This is a genomic window from Streptomyces lydicus (assembly GCF_001729485.1).
GTDB classification, from domain to species: Bacteria; Actinomycetota; Actinomycetes; order Streptomycetales; family Streptomycetaceae; genus Streptomyces; species Streptomyces lydicus_D.
Genome location: NZ_CP017157.1, coordinates 3,405,890 through 3,426,923 on the forward strand (window position 1 = coordinate 3,405,890; position 21,034 = coordinate 3,426,923).

Annotated in this window: 23 protein-coding genes and 1 riboswitch; of the genes, 11 read left to right on the top strand and 12 right to left on the bottom strand. The window is 73.9% G+C overall.

The annotated features are described in order from the left end of the window. Positions 1-176: 176 nt before the first annotated feature. From SL103_RS14710 to SL103_RS14725, 4 genes are all read right to left on the bottom strand, one after another. The gene (locus SL103_RS14710) at positions 177-458 is read right to left on the bottom strand and encodes a peptidylprolyl isomerase (RefSeq protein WP_069569325.1); all 282 of its coding nucleotides are present in this window, start codon (positions 456-458) and stop codon (positions 177-179) included. 191 nt (positions 459-649) lie between these two features. Next, positions 650-1,414 carry an SDR family NAD(P)-dependent oxidoreductase gene (locus SL103_RS14715; protein ID WP_069569326.1) on the bottom strand — a complete coding sequence of 255 codons (765 nt, stop codon included), beginning with the start codon at positions 1,412-1,414 and terminating at the stop codon, positions 650-652. Positions 1,415-1,580: 166 nt separating this feature from the next. Beyond that, positions 1,581-2,036: a cyclic nucleotide-binding domain-containing protein gene (locus SL103_RS14720; RefSeq protein WP_069569328.1), complete on the bottom strand. Its 456-nt coding sequence runs from the start codon at positions 2,034-2,036 to the stop codon at positions 1,581-1,583. 150 nt (positions 2,037-2,186) lie between these two features. Next, positions 2,187-3,131 carry a threonine/serine dehydratase gene (locus SL103_RS14725; RefSeq protein ID WP_069569330.1) on the bottom strand — a complete coding sequence of 315 codons (945 nt, stop codon included), beginning with the start codon at positions 3,129-3,131 and terminating at the stop codon, positions 2,187-2,189. Positions 3,132-3,271: 140 nt separating this feature from the next. Between SL103_RS14725 and SL103_RS14730 the strand changes: the two genes are divergently transcribed. From SL103_RS14730 to SL103_RS14745, 4 genes are all read left to right on the top strand, one after another. After that, positions 3,272-4,528: an SLC13 family permease gene (locus SL103_RS14730; RefSeq protein ID WP_069573728.1), complete on the top strand. Its 1,257-nt coding sequence runs from the start codon at positions 3,272-3,274 to the stop codon at positions 4,526-4,528. A gap of 4 nt (positions 4,529-4,532) precedes the next feature. After that, the gene (locus SL103_RS14735) at positions 4,533-5,051 is read left to right on the top strand and encodes a universal stress protein (protein WP_069569332.1); all 519 of its coding nucleotides are present in this window, start codon (positions 4,533-4,535) and stop codon (positions 5,049-5,051) included. Positions 5,052-5,100: 49 nt separating this feature from the next. Next, positions 5,101-6,363 (top strand): APC family permease, encoded by a 1,263-nt coding sequence (locus tag SL103_RS14740; RefSeq protein ID WP_069569334.1) that lies wholly within the window; start codon positions 5,101-5,103, stop codon positions 6,361-6,363. Between the two features lie 210 nt (positions 6,364-6,573). After that, positions 6,574-7,737 carry a serine hydrolase domain-containing protein gene (locus SL103_RS14745; RefSeq protein WP_069569336.1) on the top strand — a complete coding sequence of 388 codons (1,164 nt, stop codon included), beginning with the start codon at positions 6,574-6,576 and terminating at the stop codon, positions 7,735-7,737. A gap of 99 nt (positions 7,738-7,836) precedes the next feature. On the opposite strand, the gene SL103_RS14750 is transcribed toward SL103_RS14745, so the two are convergent. Both SL103_RS14750 and SL103_RS14755 read right to left on the bottom strand, forming a co-directional pair. Further along, complete coding sequence (locus SL103_RS14750; RefSeq protein ID WP_069569338.1) at positions 7,837-8,052, bottom strand: ferredoxin; 216 nt, start codon at positions 8,050-8,052, stop codon at positions 7,837-7,839. 6 nt (positions 8,053-8,058) lie between these two features. Then, a complete protein-coding gene (locus SL103_RS14755; RefSeq protein WP_069569340.1) occupies positions 8,059-9,249 on the bottom strand; it encodes a cytochrome P450 in 1,191 nt (396 codons plus the stop codon). Between the two features lie 116 nt (positions 9,250-9,365). Here SL103_RS14755 and SL103_RS14760 point away from each other — a divergent pair, with 116 nt between their 5' ends. The 3 genes from SL103_RS14760 to dacB all read left to right on the top strand — a co-directional run bounded on the left by SL103_RS14760 (position 9,366) and on the right by dacB (position 12,343). After that, positions 9,366-10,004 (top strand): TetR/AcrR family transcriptional regulator, encoded by a 639-nt coding sequence (locus SL103_RS14760; RefSeq protein ID WP_244303913.1) that lies wholly within the window; start codon positions 9,366-9,368, stop codon positions 10,002-10,004. Between the two features lie 158 nt (positions 10,005-10,162). Then, complete coding sequence (locus tag SL103_RS14765) at positions 10,163-10,570, top strand: hypothetical protein (RefSeq protein ID WP_069569342.1); 408 nt, start codon at positions 10,163-10,165, stop codon at positions 10,568-10,570. 153 nt (positions 10,571-10,723) lie between these two features. Further along, on the top strand, positions 10,724-12,343 hold the full coding sequence (dacB, locus tag SL103_RS14770) for a D-alanyl-D-alanine carboxypeptidase/D-alanyl-D-alanine endopeptidase (protein WP_069569344.1): 1,620 nt from the start codon (positions 10,724-10,726) through the stop codon (positions 12,341-12,343). 14 nt (positions 12,344-12,357) lie between these two features. On the opposite strand, the gene SL103_RS14775 is transcribed toward dacB, so the two are convergent. The 4 genes from SL103_RS14775 to SL103_RS14790 all read right to left on the bottom strand — a co-directional run bounded on the left by SL103_RS14775 (position 12,358) and on the right by SL103_RS14790 (position 15,007). Further along, entirely contained in the window at positions 12,358-12,777 is a 420-nt protein-coding gene (locus SL103_RS14775) for a PPOX class F420-dependent oxidoreductase (RefSeq protein WP_069569346.1), read from the bottom strand. A 213-nt stretch (positions 12,778-12,990) separates the two neighbouring features. Continuing rightward, positions 12,991-14,238, bottom strand: a complete 1,248-nt coding sequence (locus SL103_RS14780) for an SPFH domain-containing protein (protein WP_069569348.1) — start codon at positions 14,236-14,238, stop codon at positions 12,991-12,993. A 99-nt stretch (positions 14,239-14,337) separates the two neighbouring features. Further along, positions 14,338-14,562: a hypothetical protein gene (locus SL103_RS14785; protein WP_069569350.1), complete on the bottom strand. Its 225-nt coding sequence runs from the start codon at positions 14,560-14,562 to the stop codon at positions 14,338-14,340. 127 nt (positions 14,563-14,689) lie between these two features. Then, complete coding sequence (locus SL103_RS14790; protein WP_069569352.1) at positions 14,690-15,007, bottom strand: hypothetical protein; 318 nt, start codon at positions 15,005-15,007, stop codon at positions 14,690-14,692. A gap of 162 nt (positions 15,008-15,169) precedes the next feature. Between SL103_RS14790 and SL103_RS38345 the strand changes: the two genes are divergently transcribed. Both SL103_RS38345 and SL103_RS14800 read left to right on the top strand, forming a co-directional pair. Then, complete coding sequence (locus SL103_RS38345) at positions 15,170-16,171, top strand: hypothetical protein (RefSeq protein ID WP_208870083.1); 1,002 nt, start codon at positions 15,170-15,172, stop codon at positions 16,169-16,171. A gap of 56 nt (positions 16,172-16,227) precedes the next feature. Further along, positions 16,228-16,315: riboswitch (ZMP/ZTP riboswitch) on the top strand. 20 nt (positions 16,316-16,335) lie between these two features. After that, positions 16,336-17,208, top strand: a complete 873-nt coding sequence (locus tag SL103_RS14800; RefSeq protein WP_069569355.1) for a bifunctional 5,10-methylenetetrahydrofolate dehydrogenase/5,10-methenyltetrahydrofolate cyclohydrolase — start codon at positions 16,336-16,338, stop codon at positions 17,206-17,208. Between the two features lie 24 nt (positions 17,209-17,232). Here SL103_RS14800 and SL103_RS14805 read toward each other — a convergent pair whose 3' ends face one another. Both SL103_RS14805 and SL103_RS14810 read right to left on the bottom strand, forming a co-directional pair. After that, the gene (locus SL103_RS14805) at positions 17,233-18,402 is read right to left on the bottom strand and encodes an NAD(P)/FAD-dependent oxidoreductase (protein ID WP_069569357.1); all 1,170 of its coding nucleotides are present in this window, start codon (positions 18,400-18,402) and stop codon (positions 17,233-17,235) included. After that, the gene (locus SL103_RS14810) at positions 18,399-18,719 is read right to left on the bottom strand and encodes a bifunctional 3-phenylpropionate/cinnamic acid dioxygenase ferredoxin subunit (RefSeq protein ID WP_033265988.1); all 321 of its coding nucleotides are present in this window, start codon (positions 18,717-18,719) and stop codon (positions 18,399-18,401) included. The genes SL103_RS14805 and SL103_RS14810 overlap by 4 nt, the downstream gene beginning before the upstream one ends. 168 nt (positions 18,720-18,887) lie before the next feature. On the opposite strand from SL103_RS14810, the gene SL103_RS14815 reads away from it, so the two are divergent. Continuing rightward, a complete protein-coding gene (locus SL103_RS14815) occupies positions 18,888-19,691 on the top strand; it encodes an IclR family transcriptional regulator (protein WP_208869871.1) in 804 nt (267 codons plus the stop codon). A 188-nt stretch (positions 19,692-19,879) separates the two neighbouring features. Then, complete coding sequence (locus SL103_RS14820; RefSeq protein ID WP_069569359.1) at positions 19,880-20,965, top strand: S-(hydroxymethyl)mycothiol dehydrogenase; 1,086 nt, start codon at positions 19,880-19,882, stop codon at positions 20,963-20,965. The last annotated feature ends 69 nt before the right edge of the window (positions 20,966-21,034 follow it).

Consider the following 21,034-nt stretch of genomic DNA (forward strand, 5'->3'; position numbering starts at 1 on the left):
GCCGCGGTTGTTCGTGACCCCTGCGGCGCTTCGGGTGCGGGGCGGCGGATCCGCCGTTTTCCACGGGGTGCCGTGCCCATCGAGGAGGCGGAGCAGTGCGGCGGGCCTCCGGGCGCAGTCGCTCGACCCGCAGAACGGGGCCGCGCCGCAACGGCGCGGCCCCGTGACATCCGGCGTCAGTCCTCGCGGCTGGTGACTTCCACGAGGTGACTCCCGAACTGGGTCTTCACCGGCCCCTGGACCACGCCGACCGGCGCGGAGAAGACGACCTGGTCGAATTCGGGGACCATTTGTCCCGGACCGAACGATCCAAGGTTGCCTCCGTCACGGGAGGAGGGGCAGGAGGAGTGCTTCTTGGCGAGTTCGGAGAAGTCGGCTCCGTTCTCGATCTGCTCCTTGAGGTTCAAGGCTTCGGTTTCGGTCTTGACCAAGATGTGACGAGCGGTAGCCCTAGCCATGTGTCATTTCCTTTCGAGTTCGTATCGACGCTATCGGGCATCGCGCACCTGGGGGACTTGCTGTGGTGGCGATCACCCGTCCCGACCCGCCGCGGCTCCACGTGCCGCCTTCATGGGTCAGGCATGCGCCGACCCAGAATCTCACAGGCGATCACCCGTGCAGGACCGGCTGATCATTGATCTTGTAGTCGCTACAGGTTGACGCCGCCGGTGACGTCGATCTTGGCGCCGGTGATCCAGCGGGCGTCGTCGGAGGCCAGGAAGGCGACCGCGTCGGCGATGTCCGGGACCCGGCCGATCCGGCCGAGGGCGGTCAGGCTGATGTTGCGCTCCAGGTTCGCCGGGTCGGCCAGTGCTTCGGCGGTCATGTCGGTGCGGGTGAATCCGACGGCGACGGAATTCACGGTGATTCCGCGGGGGCCGAGGTGCTTGGCCAGGCTGTGGCTGAACACTTCGAGAGCGCCCTTGGTGAGCGGATAACCGATGCCGTGGGCGGAGGCGATCCGGGTGGAGACGGATGAGATGTTGATGATCCGGCCGCCGTCGCGCAGTCGTGGCAGCAGGCGCTGGGTGAGGAAGAGCGGCGCCTTGACGTTGACCGCGATCATCCGGTCGAACTCCTCGGGGGTGAGCACCTCGATCGGTCGCCCCATGAGGTTGAGCGCCGCGTTGTGCACCAGGATGTCGAGCGTCGATTCCCCGTGTGCGCGCAGTCCGGTCTCCAGGCCGGCCGCGAGCGTGTCCACGTCGTGGGGAACGCCCAGTTCGGCGCGCACGACGCAGGCCCGGCCGCCGGCCTCGGTGATGGCCGCGGCAGTCTCCTCGGCCGCCGCCTCGCTGCTGCTGTGGTGCACGACGACCAGGGCGCCGTCCCGGGCCAGGCGTTCGGCGATGCCGCGCCCGATGCCCCGGCTGCTGCCGGTGACCAGTGCGACCTTCCCGCTGAGGTTTCCCATCCGTACTCCTTGATCGTGTCCCGTGGAACTCCCTCCAGTTAGGTTAGCCTCGCCTAAGTTTTCTGGGTCTGCTGTCGTCGAGGACGGGTGCCTTCCCGGCCACGGGCGCGGACACCTCCGCGCAGGGTCGACGGACCGGCCGGGGAGCCGGCCCTCGCGTAGGGGCTCAGGACGACGTCGCCCGCCGGGCCGCGTACTGGTCGAGGAGTTTGGTGCGGGTCGCCTGAAGGCGGTGCGCGAGGATCTCGGTGATGGCCCGCACCACCCGCAGCCCGAGCGCGGGCTCGCGCTCGCACAGCTCCCGCACCGCGGCCCCGTCGAACTCGTAGGCGCGCACCGGGCTGAACGCTTCCGCACCGAAGTCCCACCGGTGCGGTGCGAACAGCCAGGACCAGCCGAGCAGGTCGCCGGGCCCGAGCGTCGCGACCGTCACGGGGCGTCGGCCGGGCACCGTGATGTCGAGCGAGACCGACCCCGAGCGCAGTACCCAGAACCGGTCCGCGGTGCCGCCCTCCTCGAAGATCCGGGTGTCCTGCTCGAAGGAGACCTCGCGGGCCAGCTCCATCAGGCGCTCACGGTCGGGGGCCGGGAGTACGGTCAGCAGTCGCGTCGCGATGGTCATGGCCGAGCCCTCCTCGCCGCCGGCAGGCCGCGGGCTCGCGCCGGCGGGCGCGGGTGCCCTGCGGCCGTCCTACCTCCTTCCATTGGAACCGCGCTCGGCACGCGGGGCACGCCGGGGCCCCGGCGCGCGGTCCGGGCGCGGCTCCCGCGGTCAGCCGGCCAGGTCCGAGGGGTCGGTGTTCGCGCCGCACAGGAGGACGGCGACGCGCTCGCCCGGCGCGGGCCGGTAGGCGCCCGTGAACAGGGCGGCGGCCGCGGTGGCCGTGCCGTGCTCGACGACCAGCCGGTAGCGGTCCCACAGCGTGCGCCGCGCCCGCACGATGTCCTCGTCCGGGACCAGCAGCGACGCCACGCCGGTGCGCCGGGCCACCGCGAAGGCGATGTCGCCGACGCGGCTCGCGCCGAGCGAGTCCGCGGCGACCCCGGAGACGGGCACCTCCACCTGGCGGCCGGCGGCCAGCGCGGCGTGCAGCGTGGGCGCGTTCTCCGGCTCGACGGCGACGACCTTCGCCCGGCCCTCCAGCGCCGTGGCGACCCCCGCCATCAGCCCGCCGCCGCCCACCGCGACGAGGACGGTGTCCAGCTCGCCGCGCGTCTGCTCCAGCAGCTCCAGCCCGACCGTGCCCTGGCCCGCGCACACCGCGGGCTGGTCGTAGGCGTGACAGAACAGCGCGCCGTGCTCCGTGGCCCGTTCGGTCGCGGCCCGGTACGCGTCGGCGTACTTCGCCCCGATCTGCACCACCTCCGCGCCGAGCGCCCGCAGCCGGGCGACCTTCACCGGGGGCGCGGTCGTGGGCACGAACACCTCGGCGCGGGTGCCGAGCCGGCCCGCCGCGTGGGCGAACGCCAGCCCCGCGTTGCCGCCGGACGCGGCCACCACCCCCGCCGGGGGCAGCCGGTCCTGCTCGGCGGCGGCGAGCAGGTGGTTGAAGGCTCCGCGGGCCTTGAACGAGCCGGTGTGCTGAAGCATCTCCAGCTTGAGCCAGACCTCGGGGGTGGATTCCGGTTCCTCCGGGGCGACCGCGATGACGGGGGTGCGCCGCACCCGCCCGCCGATCCGCCGGGCCGCCGCCTCGACGTCCACCATGGTGATCATTGCGGCCTCCTGCCGTGACGGTCGCGCGCGGTACGGTCCGCGCGCATCCTACGGCCGGCCCCGCCCGCCGGCCCCGACCGCCCGGCCCCGCCGGATACCCTCGCCGCAGGTCATCCGCCCGTTCACCGAAAGGCCCGGCCCTGAACACCCCGCTCGCCGAAACACTCTCCGTCGCCCTGCTCCTGGTGGTGCTCGTCTGCGCGGTGGTGCGGCCCCGGGGCCTGCCGGAGGCCGTCTTCGCCGTGCCGGCCGCCGGGGTGGTCATCGGCACCGGGGCGATCACCCTGGAGCACGCGCGTGCCGAGGCCGAGCGGCTCGGGCCGGTCATCGGCTTCCTCGCGGCGGTGCTCGTACTGGCCCAACTGTGCGACGACGAGGGCGTGTTCCGGGCCTGCGGGGCCTGGATGGCGCGGAGTGCCGCCGGGCGGCCGCGCAGACTGCTCGCGCAGGTCTTCGTCACGGCCTCGGCGATCACCGCGGTGCTCAGCCTCGACGCCACGATCGTGCTGCTCACCCCGGTGGTGTTCGCCACCGCCGCCCGGATCGGGGCCCGTCCCAAACCGCATGTGTACGCCTGCACCCATCTGTCGAACTCCGCCTCACTGCTGCTGCCGGTCTCCAACCTCACCAACCTGCTGGCCTTCGCCGCCAGCGGGCTGAGCTTCACCCGCTTCGCCGCCCTGATGACGCTGCCGTGGCTGGCGGCGATCGGTGCCGAATACGTCGTCTTCCGGCGGTTCTTCGCCACCGACCTGGACGCCGGTGCCGAGGCCCCGCCGCCCGGCGAGCCGCCCGCCGTACCGGTGTTCGCGCTGGTGACGGTCGGCTGCACGCTGGCCGGCTTCGTCCTCACCTCCGCCCTGGGCGTCGACCCCGCGTGGGCGGCCGGCGCCGGGGCCGCGGTGCTCGCCGGCCGTGCCCTGATCCGGCGCCGTACCGGCCCGAAGGCCCTGGTCCGGGCGGCGGCGGTGCCCTTCCTCGGCTTCGTCCTGGCGCTCGGGATCGTGGTCCGCGCGGTGGTCGACAACGGGCTCGGCGCCGCCCTGGGCCATCTGGTGCCGGACGGTACGGGCCTGCCGGCGCTGCTGGCCGTCGCGGCGCTGGCGGCCGTACTGGCGAACCTCATCAACAACCTGCCCGCCGTGCTGGTGCTGCTGCCGCTGACCGCCCCCACCGGGCCGGGCGCCGTCCTCGCGGTGCTGCTCGGCGTGAACATCGGCCCCAACCTCACCTACGCCGGCTCGCTGGCCACCCTGCTGTGGCGGCGGGTGGTGCACGCGCACGACGCACGGGTGAAGCTGGGCGAGTTCACCCGGCTCGGTCTGCTGGCCGTGCCTGCCGCCCTGGTGCTGTCGGTGCTGGCACTGTGGGCGTCGCTGACCGCCATCGGAGGCTGATCGCGTGACCGTCATCGCCTGGATCGTGGAGGGCACCTGGCCCGCCTGTGTCGACGCGGTGCGCCGCGCGGCGCCCGACGACAGCGAGATCGTCCTGCTGCACGTCACCGACCCCGAGGTCCCCGAGGCCGCGCACGCCGCCTACGCCGGACTGCTCGGCCGCGCCCACCCCCGGGAGCCGCGGCCGGCCGGCTGGGGCAGCGATCCGGGAACGGCGCTGGAGCACCTGGCCGCCGACTCCGCCGGGGAGTTGCTCGCCGCCGCGGCCGAACGCCTCGGGCGGCCCTGCCGGCGCAGCGAGCGGGTCGGGCGCGTCGAGCGGGAGGTCGTCGGGGCCGCGGCCGACGCCGAGCTGCTCGTCCTCGCCCGGGACGGCGACCTGGCCCGGGTCGGGCCGCACAGCCTCGGCCCGGCGGGCCGGTTCGTCGTCGATCACGCGCCCTGCCCGGTCCTCCTCGTGTGGCCGCACGCCGCTCCCCGCACGGGGGCCCTGCCGCCCCCGCCGCCCGACCCGGCAGACTGACCGCGCCGACGGCGACCGGGCCGGCGGCTGCCGTGGGGGGGAGCGGACGATGACGCAGGCGGACCCGGCCGGAGCGGGCGGGCTGAAGCGACGGCTGGGGCTCTTCGACGCCGTGACGATCGGGCTGGGGGCCATGATCGGGGCCGGGATCTTCGCGGCCCTGGCACCGGCCGCCGCCGCGGCCGGCTCCGGGCTGCTGCCGGCGCTGGCCGGCGCGGCGGTGGTCGCCTACTGCAACGCGACGTCCTCGGCCCGGCTGGCCGCCCGCTACCCGGCGTCCGGCGGCACCTACGTCTACGGCCGGGAGCGGCTGGGCGCGTTCTGGGGCTACCTCGCCGGGTGGGGCTTCGTCGTCGGCAAGAGCGCCTCGTGCGCGGCGATGGCGCTGACCGTGGGACTGTACGTCTGGCCGGGGCAGGCGCACGCGGTGGCGGCGGCCGCGGTGGTGGCGCTGACCGCGGTGAACTACGCCGGGGTGCGGAAGTCCGCCTGGCTCACCCGGGCCCTGGTCGCGACCGTACTCGCCGTGCTGACCGTGCTGGTGACGGTCTGCCTGACGAGCCCCGCCGCCGATCCCGTACGCCTGGATCCCGGCGCCGGCGCCACCGCGGGCGGGGTGCTGCGCGCCGCCGGTCTGCTGTTCTTCGCGTTCGCCGGGTACGCCCGGATCGCCACCCTCGGCGAGGAGGTGCGCGACCCCGCGCGCACCATCCCGCGCGCCGTCCCGGTGGCCCTGGGCGTCACGCTGGTGGTGTACGCCGCGGTCGCCGTCGCGGCGCTCGCGGTGCTGGGCCCCGCCCGGCTCGCCGGCGCCGCCGCGCCGCTGGCCGAGGCGGTACGCGCGGCCGGGACACCGGAGTTGGTGCCGCTGGTGCGGGCCGGTGCCGCCGCGGCGGCGCTGGGCTCGCTGCTCGCGCTGATCCTCGGCGTCTCCCGTACGACGCTGGCGATGGCCCGCGACCGGCACCTGCCCGCCGTGCTGGCCGCCGTCCACCCCCGCTTCCACGTGCCGCACCGCGCGGAACTCGCGGTCGGCGCCGTCGTGGCCGTGCTCGCCGCGACCGCCGACGTCCGGGCCGCGATCGGCTTCTCCTCCTTCGGCGTGCTGGCCTACTACGCGGTCGCCAACGCGGCCGCCCTGACCCTCACCGACGCGGAGCGCTGCCCGCCCCGCGTCGTCCCCGTGGTCGGCCTGGCCGGCTGCCTGGTCCTCGCCTTCGCCCTCCCGGCGACCGCGGTGGTGGCCGGCACCGCCGTCCTCGCGGCGGGCGCGGCCGCGTACGGGGTGCGCGCGGCGCGCGGCACCGCATGACGCACGGCCGTGCGCACCCGTTCACGGCCTGACACCCCGCCACGCGACGGGCCTGTTTCCCCCCGCCCCGGTCGCCCGCCGGCCGAGCGCGGCGGGGGCTGGCCCCACCTGCGGCCGGTGGGTAGCACGATCGTCCCGCGCGGTCACCTCCGGAGACGCTGGGTCCGGCACATGCCGCTGATTACCCGACGTTTCCGTAGGAGTGGGCTGATGCGTGAGCAGGCAGGGCAGGCGTTTCGTTCGTCCGGGCGGCGGCGTGGCCGGCGTGGAGCCGGGCCGGCGGCGGTCGCGGTGGTCCTCGGCATCGTGACGGCGGGCACCCCGGCGCCGCCCGCGGCGTCCGCCGCCACCGGGCCGGACTCCGTCCGGAAGGGCCTGCACACGCTGGTGCGCACCGACGGCGTGCCTGCCGCGCTGGCGAGCGTCCGGGGCCGCGACGGCCGGACGCGTACCTACACCGCCGGGGTCGGTGACCTGGCCACCGGTGCGAAGGTGCCCCGGGACGGTCAGGTGCGCATCGGCAGCAACACCAAGACGTTCACCGCGGTGGTCGTGCTGCAGCTGGTCGGTGCCGGCAGGATCGGGCTCGATGACCCGGTCGACAGGTATCTGCCCGGCCTGGTGCGCGGGGACGGGATCGACGGGCGCCACCTCACCGTCCGCCAACTGCTCCAGCAGACCAGCGGACTTCCCAACTACAGCAACTACCTCAGCGACGACATCCGCTACTACGACCCCCGCGAGCTCCTCGATCTCGCTCTCCGGCACAAGGCCGACTTCGCGCCCGGCACACGATGGGCCTACAGCAACACGAACTACCTGGTGGCCGGTCTGATCGTCCAGAAGGTCACCGGCCGCCCCCTCGCCGAGGAGATCGACCGGCGCGTCATCCGGCGCATCGGACTGCGCCACACCTACTTCCCGGCCCCCGGCGAGGTGACGATCCGGGAGCGCCACCCGAAGGGTTACCACCGGGAGACGGCCGGCGTGCCCCCGGTGGACGCCACGGAATGGGACCCTTCATGGGCCTGGGCGGCGGGCCAGATGGTGTCCACCAACTCCGACCTGAACCGGTTCTTCACCGCGCTGCTGGACGGGCGTCTCCTCCCGAAGGCGCAGCTCGACCAGATGCGCACCACCGTCCGCGCCGGTTACCCCTTCTCCGCCGGTGCTCGTTACGGGTTGGGGCTCGTCAGCACGCCGCTGTCGTGCGGCGGTGTCTACTGGGGCCACGGCGGCAGCATGACGGGATACGAGACCCGGGGCGGCGCCACCGAGGACGGCCGCGCCGCCGGCGTCGCGGTGACCGTCCAGCCGGGCCGGACGGCCAAGGAACGCATGGACGGTGTCGTGGACACGGCCCTGTGCCGCTGAATCCCGCGTGCCGTCCGGGCCTGCGCGGTGGCCCGGACGGCACGCGGGACCCGGCCCCACGTGCCGTCCGCCGGCCCGACATGATCCGAACGACACCCCCTAGGGGCGGGGCCCGACGACCTTGTCACCGTCCCGGACGGTGATCGCCGCCGCCGGACACACATCGGCCGCGTCCAGCGCCCGCTCGTCCTCCTCGATCACGTCCTTCAGCGGCCGGGCGTGCGCGCCGTCCAGGACGAAGAGGTCGGGGGCGATGGCGGCGCAGGAGCCCGAGGCGATGCACTGCTGCGGGTCGATCTCCACCTTCCACGTCACCGCGGCTCACCACCCCACCGGCAGGACCCGCGGGCCGCGCACCAGCATCTGGCTCTTCCACTCCACATCGCCGGCCACGTGCAGCTTCGGGAAGCGGGTGAGCAGGGCGCCGAGCGCCTCCTGGAGTTCCAGCCGGGCCAGCGGGGCGCCCAGGCAGTGGTGGACGCCGTGACCGAAGCCGAGGTGCTGGTTGCCGGACCGGGCGATGTCCAGGGTGCCGGGCGTGTCGAAGCGCAGCGCGTCGCGGTTCGCGGCGCCGACGGCGACGAGGACCGGGGTGCCGGCCCGGACGAGTGTGCCGCCGACATCGATGTCTTCGGTGGCGTAGCGGGGCTGGCTCGCGCCGCTGCCCAGCGGGACGAACCGCAGCAGCTCCTCGACGGCGTTGCCGATGAGGTCCGGCCGTTCGCGCAGCAGGGCGAGCTGGTCGGGGTGGTCCAGCAGGGCGAGGACGAAGTTGGGGATCTGCGTGGCGGTGGTCTCGTGCCCGGCGACGAGGATGCCGACGCAGAGGTCGACGAGTTCGAGCTCGGAGAGCCGGTCGCCGACGTCCCGGGCGTCGATCAACGCGGTCATCAGGTCGTCCTGCGGTGCACGCCGGTGCTCCTGGATCAACTGCCGCATGTAGGCGCGCAGTTCCTCCTGGTTGGCGTCGAACTCCTCGGAAGTCAGTGAGCTGGTCGACAGGGCGGCGTCGCTCCAGACCCGGAAGCGTGGCCGGTCCTCGGCCGGTACGCCGAGCAGCCGGCAGATGACGGCGACGGGGATGGGCAGCGCGAAGCGGTCCACCAGGTCGGCCGGTGGCCCGGCGGCCTCCAGCTCGTCGAGGAGTTCATGGGTCAGCGCCACGACCTGCGGCCTGAGCTTCTCGACCTGGCGGACCGTGAACGCCTTGGCCACCAGGGTCCGCAGCCGGGTGTGGTCCGGTGGGTCCATGCCGAGGATGCCGCTGGTGCGCCGGCCCTCGGACTGCCGGGGTTCGTCGTGCAGGGCGCTCGCGGCGCGGCTGAAACGCTGGTCACCGAGGACGAAACGGGCCTCGGCGTAGCGGGTGACCAGCCAGGCCGGTTCGCCGTACGCCATCCGCACCTTGAGCAGGCCGGGGCGGTTGCGGGCCCGCTCGTACTCGTCGGCGAGCTCAAGGCTCTCGGCGACATTGAAGGGGTAGGAGAGGGGTGCTGTGTCGGCTGTGGTCAAGGTGACCTCCCTTGTGTAAGCACCTGCTTACATAAGGTAGGACGCCCCCTCGGGCTGGTCAACGACGCATTGCGGCCGTCATGGTGACGGGCCGGAAGAGAGGAGCGTGACGACACGTGGGGGAGACCTCGCAGCACGACACCGTGCGGGCACACCACCGCCGCAGCGCCCGGGACACCCGGCTGCGGCTGCTCGACGCCGCGTCGGAACTGTTCGCCGAGCGCGGCTACGAGCGGACGACGGTGCGCGACATCGCGGCCCGCGCCGGCGCCAACCAGGCCCTGCTGTTCCGCTACTTCGGATCGAAGAAAGCCCTGTTCGGAGAGGTGATGGCGCGTGGCGGACAGGAGCAGCTGCGCACCACGCCCGCCGGGCAGCTGTTCGACGTGGCGCTGCGCGGCATGCTCGCCGGCGGGCGCACGGGCGGCGACCGGTCGCTGGAGGTGTGTCTGCGTTCCATCGGCGGCAGCGACGAGATCGCGGACGCGCTGCGGGGCCTGGGGGAGGAGTACGCGGAGGTGCTCGCGACCCTCTCGCCGTCCGACAACGGCCCGTTGCGTGCCGATCTGGCGCTTTCCTGGCTGTTGGGAATTGGCTTGATGCGAGTGGTCGTCGGCAAGGAACCCCTGGCGAGCGCCGACCCCGACACGGTCTCCGCCCTCGTCGCCGGCGCGCTGGGAAACCTCTTGGAGGGCCTGCCGGTGGACGGTTCGGCGGGGGACGGCTCAGCGGGGGACGGCTCGGCGGAGGGGTGAACGGGGCCCGGCGAACGGGCGGTCCGACGGCGCGCCGGCGCGGTTCTGCTGCGTTCCGGTGACCCCCCGGCGGGTCGCGCGGATACTGATAAAAGCGGCTTTATCGTCGCCTTTGCAGAGGATATTCCTTTTCTGCAGAGTCGAGTGAAGGTGGAAACATGCTCCGTTCGATCCCTCGCGGCCTCGCGGTGGCCGGCCTGACCGCGGCTGCCCTGGTGCTGCCGACGGCTGGCGCCGCGACCGCCGCCCCCAGCAGCACGCCCACCCCCGTGTGCTCCTCGCACGGCTGCGACCGCAGCCACCACGTCAAGGGCCACGAGAAGGCCCACGGCCGCACCGGCCACGGCGGCCACAACGCCCACCGCCGCGACGGCTACGACGACTTCGGCCGTGACGGCGGCCGCCGCGACGGCTACGGCTACGGCCGCGACGGGTACCGCGACGGCTACGGGTACGGCCGCGACGGCTACAACCGCGACGGGTACCGCGACGGCTACGGCTACGGCCGCGACGGCTACGGCCCGGGCCGCGGCCTGTTCGGCCTCGGCCTGCTCGGGCTCCTCTGACGCCCGCCGGATCAGTCAGGCGGTGGGCCCGGGAACGCGAACCCGGGCCCACCGCATGCCGCCGGACGCCGCCCGTCGCAGCACACCGCGCGTCGCACCGGCCGGCCCGCGGCGGCACCCGCACGAGGGAACGCACCCATCGGTGGAGTCCGCATGTCACCAACCGCCCGGCGCCGGAGGATCCCCCGGCGCGCCGTCGTCACGCTGGCGCTCCTGCTGTCCGTCGGTGTCGTCGTCACCGGCCTCGTCCAGGCCCCTCCACCGCCCTCCCCGCCGCCCGCACCGGCCCGCGACAGCCTCGGCCCGCGCCTCGCGGCGGTCATGGGCAAACCCGCGTACCGGCACGCCCAGTGGGGGCTGTTCCAGCAGAACCCGCGGACGGGCAAGGTGGTGCGGTCCCGCTTCGCCGACCAGTTCTTCATCCCCGGTTCGACGGCCAAGCTGTTCAGCGTCAGCGGCGCCTGGCACACCCTCGGCGGTAACCACCGCTTCGACACCCCGGTGTACGCCGTCGGGCGGCGCCGGCAGGCGACGCTCAGGGGTGACCTGGTCCTCGTCGCCCAGGGCGACCTGACGCTCGGCGGCCGGACCCGCAGGAACGGCACCGTCGCCTACACCCCCATCGACCACACCTATGCCAACGACGTCCCCGGAGCCACCCTCACCCCCGAGAACCCGCTGGCCGGCCTCGACCAGCTCGCCCGTCAGGTGCGCGCCGCGGGGATCCGGCGGGTCGACGGCGATGTCGTGGTCGACGCCCGGCTGTTCCGGCCCGACCCGGATCTCGACCCGACGCCCACCCCGCTGATCGTCAACGACAACGTCATCGATCTGCTCACCTCTCCCGGGCGCGCCGCCGGCAGCCCCGCCGCCCTGGAGGTGCGTCCGAAGGTCGCGCCCTACCGGGTCACCTCGTCCGTCCGCACCGTCGCGGCCGGCAAACCCACCGCCATCGCCGTACGGACCTCACCCGACGGCACCCGGATCGAGCTGTCCGGCACCATCGCCGCGGGCTCCGCCCCCGTCCTGCGGATCTCCCCGGTCAAGGACCCCGACGCCTTCGGCCGGACCGCCCTGATCGAGGCGCTGCGCCGGGCCGGCGTCCAGGTCACCGCGAACGCCGTGGCACCGCGTCCCGCCGCCCGGCTGCCCCGCTCCTACCGGGGGCTGCCCGCGGTGGCCCGCTACACCTCCCCGCCGTACCGCGAGTACGCGAAGCTGATCCTCAAGGTGAGCCACAACCTCGGGGCGAACCTCGGGATGTGCCTGATGGCCACCACCACCGGGAGCACCGACTGCGAGGACGGATTCCCCGTGCTCGCCGCGTTCCTGGACGCCGCGAAGGTGGACCGCAAGGCCGTACAACTCGCCGACGGGCGGGGCGGCAACCCGGCCGACCGGACCACGCCGCGGGCGCTGGCGCAGATCCTGACGTACTGGCAGCGCACCGGCGAGGCCCGGAACTTCCGCGAGGCACTGCCGGTCCTGGGCGTGGACGGGACCCTGGCCGACTCCTGCCGGCACTGCCCGTCCCGCGGCAAGGTCTTCGCCAAGACCGGCACCGCGGTGGGCGGCGACACGCTCAACGACCGGCTGGCCGTCGGCGCCGAGACCGTCGCCGGCTACCTGGAGACCGGCAAGGGCCGCTACGACGTCTTCTTCACCGGTGTCAACGGCGCCGCCACCCCCACCGCCGCCATCCAGGGCGTGCTGACCATCGCCGACGACGTGGCCGATACCGCCGCCCTGCTGCAGCAGAAGAGCGGCGGCTGACCGGCGCCGGCCCCTCAGCCGGCCTGGCTGCTGTCCTTCAGACCGCCCCAGCCGTGCCAGCGGTCGATCTCGATCCAGGCGCTGACCCGGCGGCGGTCCCGCTGGGGGTACTCCCGCCCGAGGTAGCGCCGGGCCAGCCGGTCGATGTCGGTCAGATCCTCGTCGTCACGCAGCTCCGCGACCCGGCCGATCAGGGTGAGGTGGGTGTACCAGTCGCCGTCGTCGAGCACGGTGAGCGACACCCGGGGGTCGTTGCGTACGTGTTCCAGTCGCTTGCGGCCCTCGTCCATGTTGACCAGGACCCGGCCGTCCTCCCAGAGGTACCAGGTGGCGGTGGACACCGGCTGGCCGTCCCGCCGCAGCGTGGTGATGACGGACGGGTTGGGCTTGGCCAGCATGGCGGCCGCGGTTTCGGGGAGCGGTGGTTTCGACATCTGAGGCACCTTCACTGCGTCGCTGTTGCCTTACGGGGGCGGTGGTGATGCTCCGTCACCACCCCCGCTCCTGGCCGCATCATGACGCGGCGCGGGCGAAATGCCCGGCAGGCGGGCGGGGGCCCCGCCCGGTCCGCACCTCCCGGTCACTACTCCGGGACCGGATCTCCACACGCACGGAGGACGGGCGGGAGGCCCGCCGGCGCAGGGCCGCTACGACCCGGAGGCCGGGCCGTCCTGCTTGAGCCTGGTCACCTTCGGGGGCAGCGAGCCGGCGCCGTCGGCCAGCGGAGGAGCCGCGCCGGACGCGCCGCCCGCGGTGCCCGGTGACTTCTTCAGGGCGTCGAGGATGGCCAGGCCCTGCCCGACGACGGCGGAGGCGATCTCGTTCAGGCCGTCGGTGCCGTTGAGGACGGTCAGCTGCGAGCCGGAGATCCCCTCGGCGGCGGCCTCCGCCAGGGCCGGGAGGTTCTCGACGGTGCGGTTGGCGGCGAGCAGCTCCTGATTGCCGTCCCGCAGCGAGGAGGCCAGCGCGTTGTTCGCGTCGGCACGGGCCTGGGCGACGGCCCGTTCGCTGTACGCGCGGGCGTCCGCCTCGTAGCGGACCTGGTCGCGCTGGGCCTCCGCCAGGGTCCGCAGCCGGTACGCCTCGGCGTCCGCGGGGCGGCGTACCTCCGCCTCCAGACGCTGGGCGGCCAGCGCGGCCTGCCGCTCGGCCAGCGCGGTCTGCTCCTCGATGACCTCCTGCGAGGCCCTGGCCTGGGACAACGGGCCGGCCTGTGCGGCGCGGGCGTTGTACTGCTCGGTCTCCGCGCGGAACCCGGCCCGCTTGATCGCGGTGTCCCGCTCGTACTCCGCCTTGAGCGCCGCCGCCTGCTGCTCCCGCTCGGTCGCCTCCTGGTCGGCCCTGGCCTGGGCGATCCGGGCGGCGCTGGCGACGGCCGCGGCGTCCGGTGCGGCCAGGTTGGTGATGTAGCCGGAGGTGTCGCCGATCTCCTGGATCTGCAGGGCGTCGACGACGATGCCGAGCTTCTCCATCTCGGAGTGGCTGCCGTCCTTGACCTCCTGGGCGACCCGGTCCCGCTCCCGGATGATCTGCTCGACGGTCAGCCCGCCGACGATCGACCGCAGATGGCCGGCGAAGATCCGCCCCACCAGCTCCTCCATGCTGGCCTGCTCGTCCAGGAACCGCCGCGCGGCGTTGGCGATCGACGGCTGGTCGTCACCGACCTTGAAGACCGCGACCGCCCGCACGGCGAGCCGGATGCCCTGCTGCGTGACGCAGTCCTCGGAGATCTCCGTCTCCCGCAGCGACAGCGACAGCAGGCTCGCCTTCTGCTTGACGGGCAGGACCCAGCAGCCGTGGCCCGTGACGATACGGAATTGGGCGTCCCCGGCCCGGCGCTTCGAGCCGGAGATCAGCAGCGCCTCGTTCGGCGCGGGAACATGCCAGAACAGCATGGCAAACGCTCCTGGTCCGATGCGGCCGCCCCGGGACGGTCCGAAGCCGGCCGTGGGTAGGAGGGGTGCCCGTCCGGCCACCGCGGCGGCCGGGCCGCGTCAGGTGGCGGGCAGCGGCGCGACGATCACCGACCGCGCCGAGGTGTGGTCCACCACGATGACCTGCGTGTACCGCGCGACGGGCTCCCGGGACCAGGCGGCGAAGGACTCGGTGCCGCCGCGCACCGGCAGCAGCACCTCGCCGGGGCCGTCGGCCGGGATCGACACGGTCACCCGCCCGATCAACCCGATCGGGCTGAAGTCCGTGTCATCCCTCGCGCTCACCCGGGCTCCGTCGCTGGTCGAAGCCGCCGTCCGGGCACGTGCCGGACGGCGGGACGTCTCGACAACTCCACGGTACTCCGGGCCGGGTGCCGCTTCAGGCCGCCGGAACGGGGGGCGTACCGGCCGCTCAGGCGTCCAGGCGGGCCGGCCGGGCGGCCGGGACCTGTTTGCGCGGCGGCAGCACGTCCGGCGCCCGGTGCGGCCGGAGGGCGGCGAGCGCCGTCTCGGTCTCCTCGACGAAACAGTGGTACGAGACCAGCCGCTGCCACTCGGGATCGGCGACGCCGGGGACGGTGGCGGCGCGCTCGGTCCAGAGGCGTACCAGGCCCGCGAAGACCGGGGTCTGCCGGGCGATCTCCGCGGTGAGCCACCGGGGCGTGGACCCGGGCCCGGGGAGGAAAGTCTGACCGTGACCTGCGACGGTGCCGGAGGTAGGGGCGCTCATGGACGTAGAAACGATTCTTCCGGCCTGGGGTCACTGCGTATTTTTACGGCACCGCCCGCATCCGTCCCGGAGGCATGGGGGCAACTCCCTCGAATATCACCTCATGCAGTGATCTATTGCCGGTAAGCGGTTCAATCCGGACGAACAAACGTTGTGGCTGTCATGGAACCGAGGGAGTTGTGGGAGCGCCATGCGGTACTCGCACAGGCGTTTTGCAGCAGCGATGACGAGGTCCGCCGGACCCAGGGACTCCTCGACGAGGCGGAGGCCCGCCGGTCGCGGACCCTGGCGGCCTTCGCCGTGACCGTGGGCAGCGACGCGGTGGTGGCGGACCTGCTCGGCCTCGACGAACGGGAAGTGCGCCTGGCCCGCCGCACGGTGGGCAAGGACGACGCCCGCGCGGTCGCCAAGAGCCTGCTCGCGCAGCCGGCCCGCGAGCAGCCCCCCGCGGTCGACCAGCCCACGGCGCCGCAGCCGGTGGTGCCCCCGGCGGGCCCGGCCGCCGCCCACCCCGCCGGCCCGGCTCCTGCCCCGGCCGCGCCCGCCCCGCAGCCCCCCGCGCATCCGTCCCCCGCTCCGCAGGCCCCCGCACCCGCACCCCAGACCGTCGCGCCGCCGCTCGCCGAACCGGCCTGGGCACCGGCGCTCGACGCCGTCCTGATGAGCAGCTGGCACGCGGGAGTTGACCTCACCGCCCTCGCCTCCGAGCTCGGCCTCGACGTCCGGCTGCTGGTGGCCCGCGCCCAGCAGCTCTCCTCCGACAGCCGCCCCGCCGCGCCGTCCGCGCCACCGGACCGTACGGGCCGCCACCGCCGGATGGCGGGGCTCCAGCCGTCCCCGCAAGCCGACGCCGGCCATCTGCCCTGGCGGGAGAGACCGGCGCCGCCGCCGCGTGAGCACTACGAACAGGACTCCTGGAAACAGCAGCCGTACCAGAACTACGAGAGCCACACCGGCTATCCGAACTACCAGAACCACCAGACCTACCAGGACTACCAGGTCTACGAGGGCCCCCAGCAGCCCGGCCAGCCCGGGCAGCCCACCTGGGACGCCAACGCCATCACCGCCGCCCAGCACGACTGGGACGGCATCCTCAGCCAGTGGGAGGCCGCCACCCCCACCACCCCGCCGCTCCCCACACCGGGCCACGGCGGTGCCGCCTGAGCCGGGCGGGCGCCCGGCACCGCACCGCACCGTCCGCGGGCCGTCGATTACAGTGGGCGGCGAGCCGTGACTGGCGCTGGGGTGGAGTACCACCGGGGAGCGGCTCGGCCACCATGGTCCCTGCCGCGCGCCTGGGCGCACCCGCACGACGCCCAGGAGCCCCGATGACGACACCCGCCACCCAGTCCCCGACGTCCCCCACCGCCCGCCTCATGGACGGCAGCGCGCTCGCCCGCCGCATGGTCGAAGAGGCCGCCGAGCGGGCGGCGCTCCTCACCCGGCGGACCGGCCGGACCCCGTGCCTGGCGACCGTGCTGGTGGGCGACGACCCGGCCTCGGTGACCTACGTCCGCATGAAGCGCAGCCGCTGCGAGCAGGCCGGGATCCGGTCCCGGCACGTCGCCCTGCCGGCCGCGACCACCACCGCCGAGCTCGTCGACACCCTCACCGCGCTGTCGGACGACCCCGAGGTGCACGGCATCCTCCTCCAGCACCCGGTCGGCCCGCACATCGACGAGCGCGCCGCCTTCGAGGCCATCGCCCCCGCGAAGGACGTCGACGGCGTCACCTACCACTCCTTCGCCACGATGAGCTTCGGCGCCGACGGCTTCGCCTCCTGCACACCCGCCGGCATCCTCCGGCTCCTCGACCACTACGGCGTCGAGCTGGCGGGCAAGCACGCGGTGGTGGTCGGGCGCAGCGCCATCCTCGGCAAGCCCGTCGGGATGCTGCTGCTCGGCCGCGACGCCACCGTCACCTACTGCCACTCCCGCACCACCGACCTCGCGGCGCTCACCCGGCAGGCCGATGTCCTGGTCGCCGCCGTCGGCCGGCCCCGGTTCCTGACCGGCGACCACATCAAGCCCGGCGCCGTCGTCATCGACGCCGGCTACAACCCCGGCAACGTCGGTGACGTGGACTTCGACTCGGCGCGCACCCGCGCCTCCCTGATCACCCCGGTCCCCGGCGGCGTCGGCCCGATGACCATCGCCACCCTGCTCACCCAGACCGTCGACGCGGCGGAGCGCCTGAGCTGAGCGCCCGGTTCGAGTGAGGGCGGGTCAGGCGGTGGCCGGCCGGGTGGCGCGGGCGAGTTCGCGGCGCAGGCGCATGAAGGGGCGGGGGCGGTTGAGCGCGAGCACGGCGGTGGTGCGGCCGTCGCGTTCGTAGCAGGCGAGGAACGAGCGGTCGTCGGGGGAGCCCTCGACGAGGCGCGGGGTGTCGCCGGGCGCCCGCCGGCCGGCGAACTGGATGCGGACGCCGTACTGGTCGGACCAGAAGTACGGCAGTGAGCGGTGGGTGGCGACGGTGCTGCCGGCGAGCAGGTTCCGGACGGCCACCGCGGCCTGTTCGGTGGCGCTGGTCCAGTGCTCGGCGCGGCTGCCGGCGGCCCGGGCGACGTCGCCGACGGCGACGACGTGCGGGAGCGGGGTGACGCCGCCGGCATCGCACACGACGCCGTCGTCGAGCGGGAGGCCGGAGCCTTCGAGCCAGGCGGTGTGCGGACGGACGCCGATGCCCACGACCACGACATCGGCCCCGAGCAGCCGCCCGTCGGACAGTTCGACCGCGGTGACGCGGCCGTCGGCGCCGGCGCCGTGCAGGCGGCTGACGCCTGTCCCGGTGAGGAGGGTGACCTTGTGGTCGGCGTGCAGAGTGGCGCAGATCCGGGCCATCTCCTCGCCGAGTTGGGGGACGAGGGGGAGCGGGGCGGCCTCGACGACGGTGACCTCGTGGCCGAGGGCGGCGCAGGAGGAGGCGACCTCGGCGCCGATGAAGCCGGCCCCGATCACCACGACCCGGCGCGCGCCGCCGGCCAGGTCCGCGCGGAGGGCCTGGGCGTCGTCGAGGGTGCGCAGGGTGTGGGTGCCGGTGGGGACCTCGCCGGGGAGCCGGCGCGGGGCGGCGCCGGTGGCGAGGACCACGCCGTCGGCGCTCAGTGACCGGCCGCCGTCGAGGAGCACCGCGCCGGCCGCGGTGTCGAGTCCGGTGGCGCGGGTGCCGAGCAGCCACTCGGCGTCGAGTTCGGCGATCTCCTCGGCGTCGGCGAGGGCGAGTTGCTCCTGGCCGGACGCGCCGGTCAGGAAGTCCTTGGACAGCGGCGGCCGGTCGTAGGGGCGGTGCCGCTCGTCCCCGACGATCACCAGCCGGCCGTCGAACCCCTGGGCGCGCAGGGCCCGGGCGGCGTACAGGCCCGCGAGGGACGCTCCGATGACTGCGACCGACTTCATGCGGCGGTGCCCTCCTCGGCGAGGTGGTGGACGTAGATCATGCCGTCCTCGACGGTCACCGGGTGGGTGCGAACGGCCCGGCGTGCGGGCAGGCAGGTGGGTGCGCCGGTGCGCAGATCGAATGAAGCGGCGTGCAGCGGGCATTCGACCAGACACCCCTCCAGCCAGCCGTCCGCGAGCGAGGCGTCCTGGTGGGTGCAGGTGTCGTCGATGGCGTACAGCTGCCCGTCGGCGTTGAAGACGGCGACAGGAGGTGCGGTGTCGATGCGTACGGACTCGCCCACGGGCAAGTCGGCGAGGTGGCAGACAGGAATCACAGGACCCCCCTGTTACTGTTCGGTATCATCGAGTTTCGCGTTGCGCACGATGAAGCGCTATGCGCAACAGAATCCAGACGGGGAGCGCGTGCGTCAAGCGATCCCAGGAAATGCCGGCCGCTCCGACTCGGACCCGCGAGTGGGTTCCCAGGTGGTGAGATCCCGTACATGACGGACATCGTGGAGGAACAGACGGACGGCAGGCCGCCGAAGGGGCCGGCGAGCGCCGTGCAGTCGGTGGACCGGGCGGTGACCGTGCTGGAGATCCTGGCGCGCCTGGGCGAGGCCGGGGTGACCGAGGTGGCCGACGAGCTCGGCGTGCACAAGTCCACCGCGTTCCGGCTGCTGGGCGTGCTGGAGAGCCGCGGGCTGGTCGGGCAGGAGCAGGAGCGCGGCAAGTACTACCTCGGCGCCGGGGTGTTGCGGCTGGCCGGCGCCGCCGCGGTGCGGCTGGACATCTCCCAGGAAGGCGCGGCGGTCTGCAAGCAGCTGGCCGACGAGCTGGGGGAGACGGTCAACATCGCGGTGCTGGAGAGCGATGCCGCGGTCAACATCATGCAGGCGCGCGGTCCGGCCTCGGTCACCGCGCAGAACTGGCTCGGCCGGCGGACGCCGCTGCACGCCACCTCCAGCGGCAAGGCGCTGCTCGCCCACCAGCCGGGGCCGATCCAGGACGCCGTGCTGGCGCGGAAGTTGCCGCAGCTCACCGAGCGGACCGTGACGTCGGCGGAGGTGCTGCGCCGGGAGCTGAAGCAGGTCGTCGAGCGCGGTTTCGCGGTGGCGGTCGAGGAGCTGGAGCTCGGGCTGCGCGCCGTGGCGGCGCCGGTGCGGGCGCACGACGGCTCGGTGATCGGCGCGATCAGCGTGTCGGTGCCGGCCTACCGGCTCGACGAGGAGCGGCTGCCCGAGGTGGTCAAGGGCACCGTTTCCGCGGCTGAGGAGCTCTCCCGGCGGATGGGGTACGCGTGTTGAGCCGCTGACGGGCGGGGTGTGCGAGGCGGGGCCGGGGCGATCGCTCCGGCCCCGTCGTCGTGTCCGGGCGGGTAACGAGGCTTTTACCAACGGCTGGCTCGCACCTCTTGACGGTGCCGATCCGGCGTTCCCAGTATGTCTCTCATCGCGCAACCAGTCGTGCACTGCGCAACACTGAGGGGTAGGGCATGCCACACGAAGTCCGTGCCGTCGTCGCGGCGAAACGAGGCGCACCGGTCGAGCTGCAGACGATCCTGGTGCCGGATCCCGACCCGGGCGAGGTGCTCGTGTCCGTCCAGGCGTGCGGGGTGTGCCACACCGATCTGCACTATCGCGACGGCGCGATCAACGACGACTTCCCCTTCCTGCTGGGCCACGAGGCGGCCGGCACCGTCGAGGCGGTCGGCCCCGGCGTCAGCGATCTTGCCCCGGGCGACTACGTGGTCCTCGCCTGGCGGGCGCCCTGCGGCAACTGCCGCTCGTGCCGCCGCGGGCGGCCCTGGTACTGCTTCGACTCCCGCAACGCCGCCCAGCCCATGACGTTGCTGGACGGGACACCGCTGTCCCCGGCGCTCGGCATCGGTGCCTTCGCCGAGAAGACCCTGGTGGCCGCCGGGCAGGCGGTGAAGGTCGACCCCGCGGCCCGCCCCGAGGCGGCCGGGTTGATCGGCTGCGGGGTGATGGCCGGCTACGGCGCCGCCGTGCACACCGGCGGCGTGGGCAGCGGCGACACCGTCGCCGTCATCGGCTGCGGCGGCGTCGGCAACGCCGCCATCGCCGGGGCCTCGATCGCCGGCGCGCGCCGGGTCATCGCCGTCGACATCGACGAACGCAAGCTCGACGGCGCCACCCGCTTCGGCGCCACCGACACCGTCAACTCCCGCGGCACCGACCCGGTCGAGGCGGTCCGGGACCTCACCGGCGGGCACGGCGCGGACGTCGTCATCGACGCGGTCGGCCGCCCCGAGACCTACCGGCAGGGCTTCTACATGCGGGACCTCGCCGGCACCCTGGTCCAGGTCGGCGTACCCGACCCCGACATGCGGATCGAGCTGCCGCTGATCGACCTCTTCGGCCGCGGCGGCGCGCTGAAGTCCTCCTGGTACGGCGACTGCCTGCCCAGCCGCGACTTCCCCGTCCTCATCGACCGCTACCTCAGCGGACGGCTCGACCTCGACGGTTTCGTCACCGAGACGATCGGCCTGGACGAGGTGGAGTCCGCCTTCGACAAGATGCGCGACGGCCGGGTACTGCGCTCCGTCGTGGTCCTGTGACGGCGCACCGCACCCCCACCTGACGCCCCCCGCGTCATCCCCCGTCGACCACCCCGACCAGCAGCAGGA

What these genes read in the sequence shown, in the direction of transcription:
- SL103_RS14710 (WP_069569325.1), bottom strand. Translation starts at nt 458, where the DNA reads ATGGCTAGGGCTACCGCTCGTCACATCTTGGTCAAGACCGAAACCGAA.
- SL103_RS14715 (WP_069569326.1), bottom strand. Translation starts at nt 1,414, where the DNA reads ATGGGAAACCTCAGCGGGAAGGTCGCACTGGTCACCGGCAGCAGCCGG.
- SL103_RS14720 (WP_069569328.1), bottom strand. Translation starts at nt 2,036, where the DNA reads ATGACCATCGCGACGCGACTGCTGACCGTACTCCCGGCCCCCGACCGT.
- SL103_RS14725 (WP_069569330.1), bottom strand. Translation starts at nt 3,131, where the DNA reads ATGATCACCATGGTGGACGTCGAGGCGGCGGCCCGGCGGATCGGCGGG.
- SL103_RS14740 (WP_069569334.1), top strand. Translation starts at nt 5,101, where the DNA reads ATGACGCAGGCGGACCCGGCCGGAGCGGGCGGGCTGAAGCGACGGCTG.
- SL103_RS14745 (WP_069569336.1), top strand. Translation starts at nt 6,574, where the DNA reads ATGCGTGAGCAGGCAGGGCAGGCGTTTCGTTCGTCCGGGCGGCGGCGT.
- SL103_RS14765 (WP_069569342.1), top strand. Translation starts at nt 10,163, where the DNA reads ATGCTCCGTTCGATCCCTCGCGGCCTCGCGGTGGCCGGCCTGACCGCG.
- dacB (WP_069569344.1), top strand. Translation starts at nt 10,724, where the DNA reads ATGTCACCAACCGCCCGGCGCCGGAGGATCCCCCGGCGCGCCGTCGTC.
- SL103_RS14775 (WP_069569346.1), bottom strand. Translation starts at nt 12,777, where the DNA reads ATGTCGAAACCACCGCTCCCCGAAACCGCGGCCGCCATGCTGGCCAAG.
- SL103_RS14780 (WP_069569348.1), bottom strand. Translation starts at nt 14,238, where the DNA reads ATGCTGTTCTGGCATGTTCCCGCGCCGAACGAGGCGCTGCTGATCTCC.
- SL103_RS14790 (WP_069569352.1), bottom strand. Translation starts at nt 15,007, where the DNA reads ATGAGCGCCCCTACCTCCGGCACCGTCGCAGGTCACGGTCAGACTTTC.
- SL103_RS38345 (WP_208870083.1), top strand. Translation starts at nt 15,170, where the DNA reads ATGGAACCGAGGGAGTTGTGGGAGCGCCATGCGGTACTCGCACAGGCG.
- SL103_RS14800 (WP_069569355.1), top strand. Translation starts at nt 16,336, where the DNA reads ATGACGACACCCGCCACCCAGTCCCCGACGTCCCCCACCGCCCGCCTC.
- SL103_RS14805 (WP_069569357.1), bottom strand. Translation starts at nt 18,402, where the DNA reads ATGAAGTCGGTCGCAGTCATCGGAGCGTCCCTCGCGGGCCTGTACGCC.
- SL103_RS14815 (WP_208869871.1), top strand. Translation starts at nt 18,888, where the DNA reads ATGACGGACATCGTGGAGGAACAGACGGACGGCAGGCCGCCGAAGGGG.
- SL103_RS14820 (WP_069569359.1), top strand. Translation starts at nt 19,880, where the DNA reads ATGCCACACGAAGTCCGTGCCGTCGTCGCGGCGAAACGAGGCGCACCG.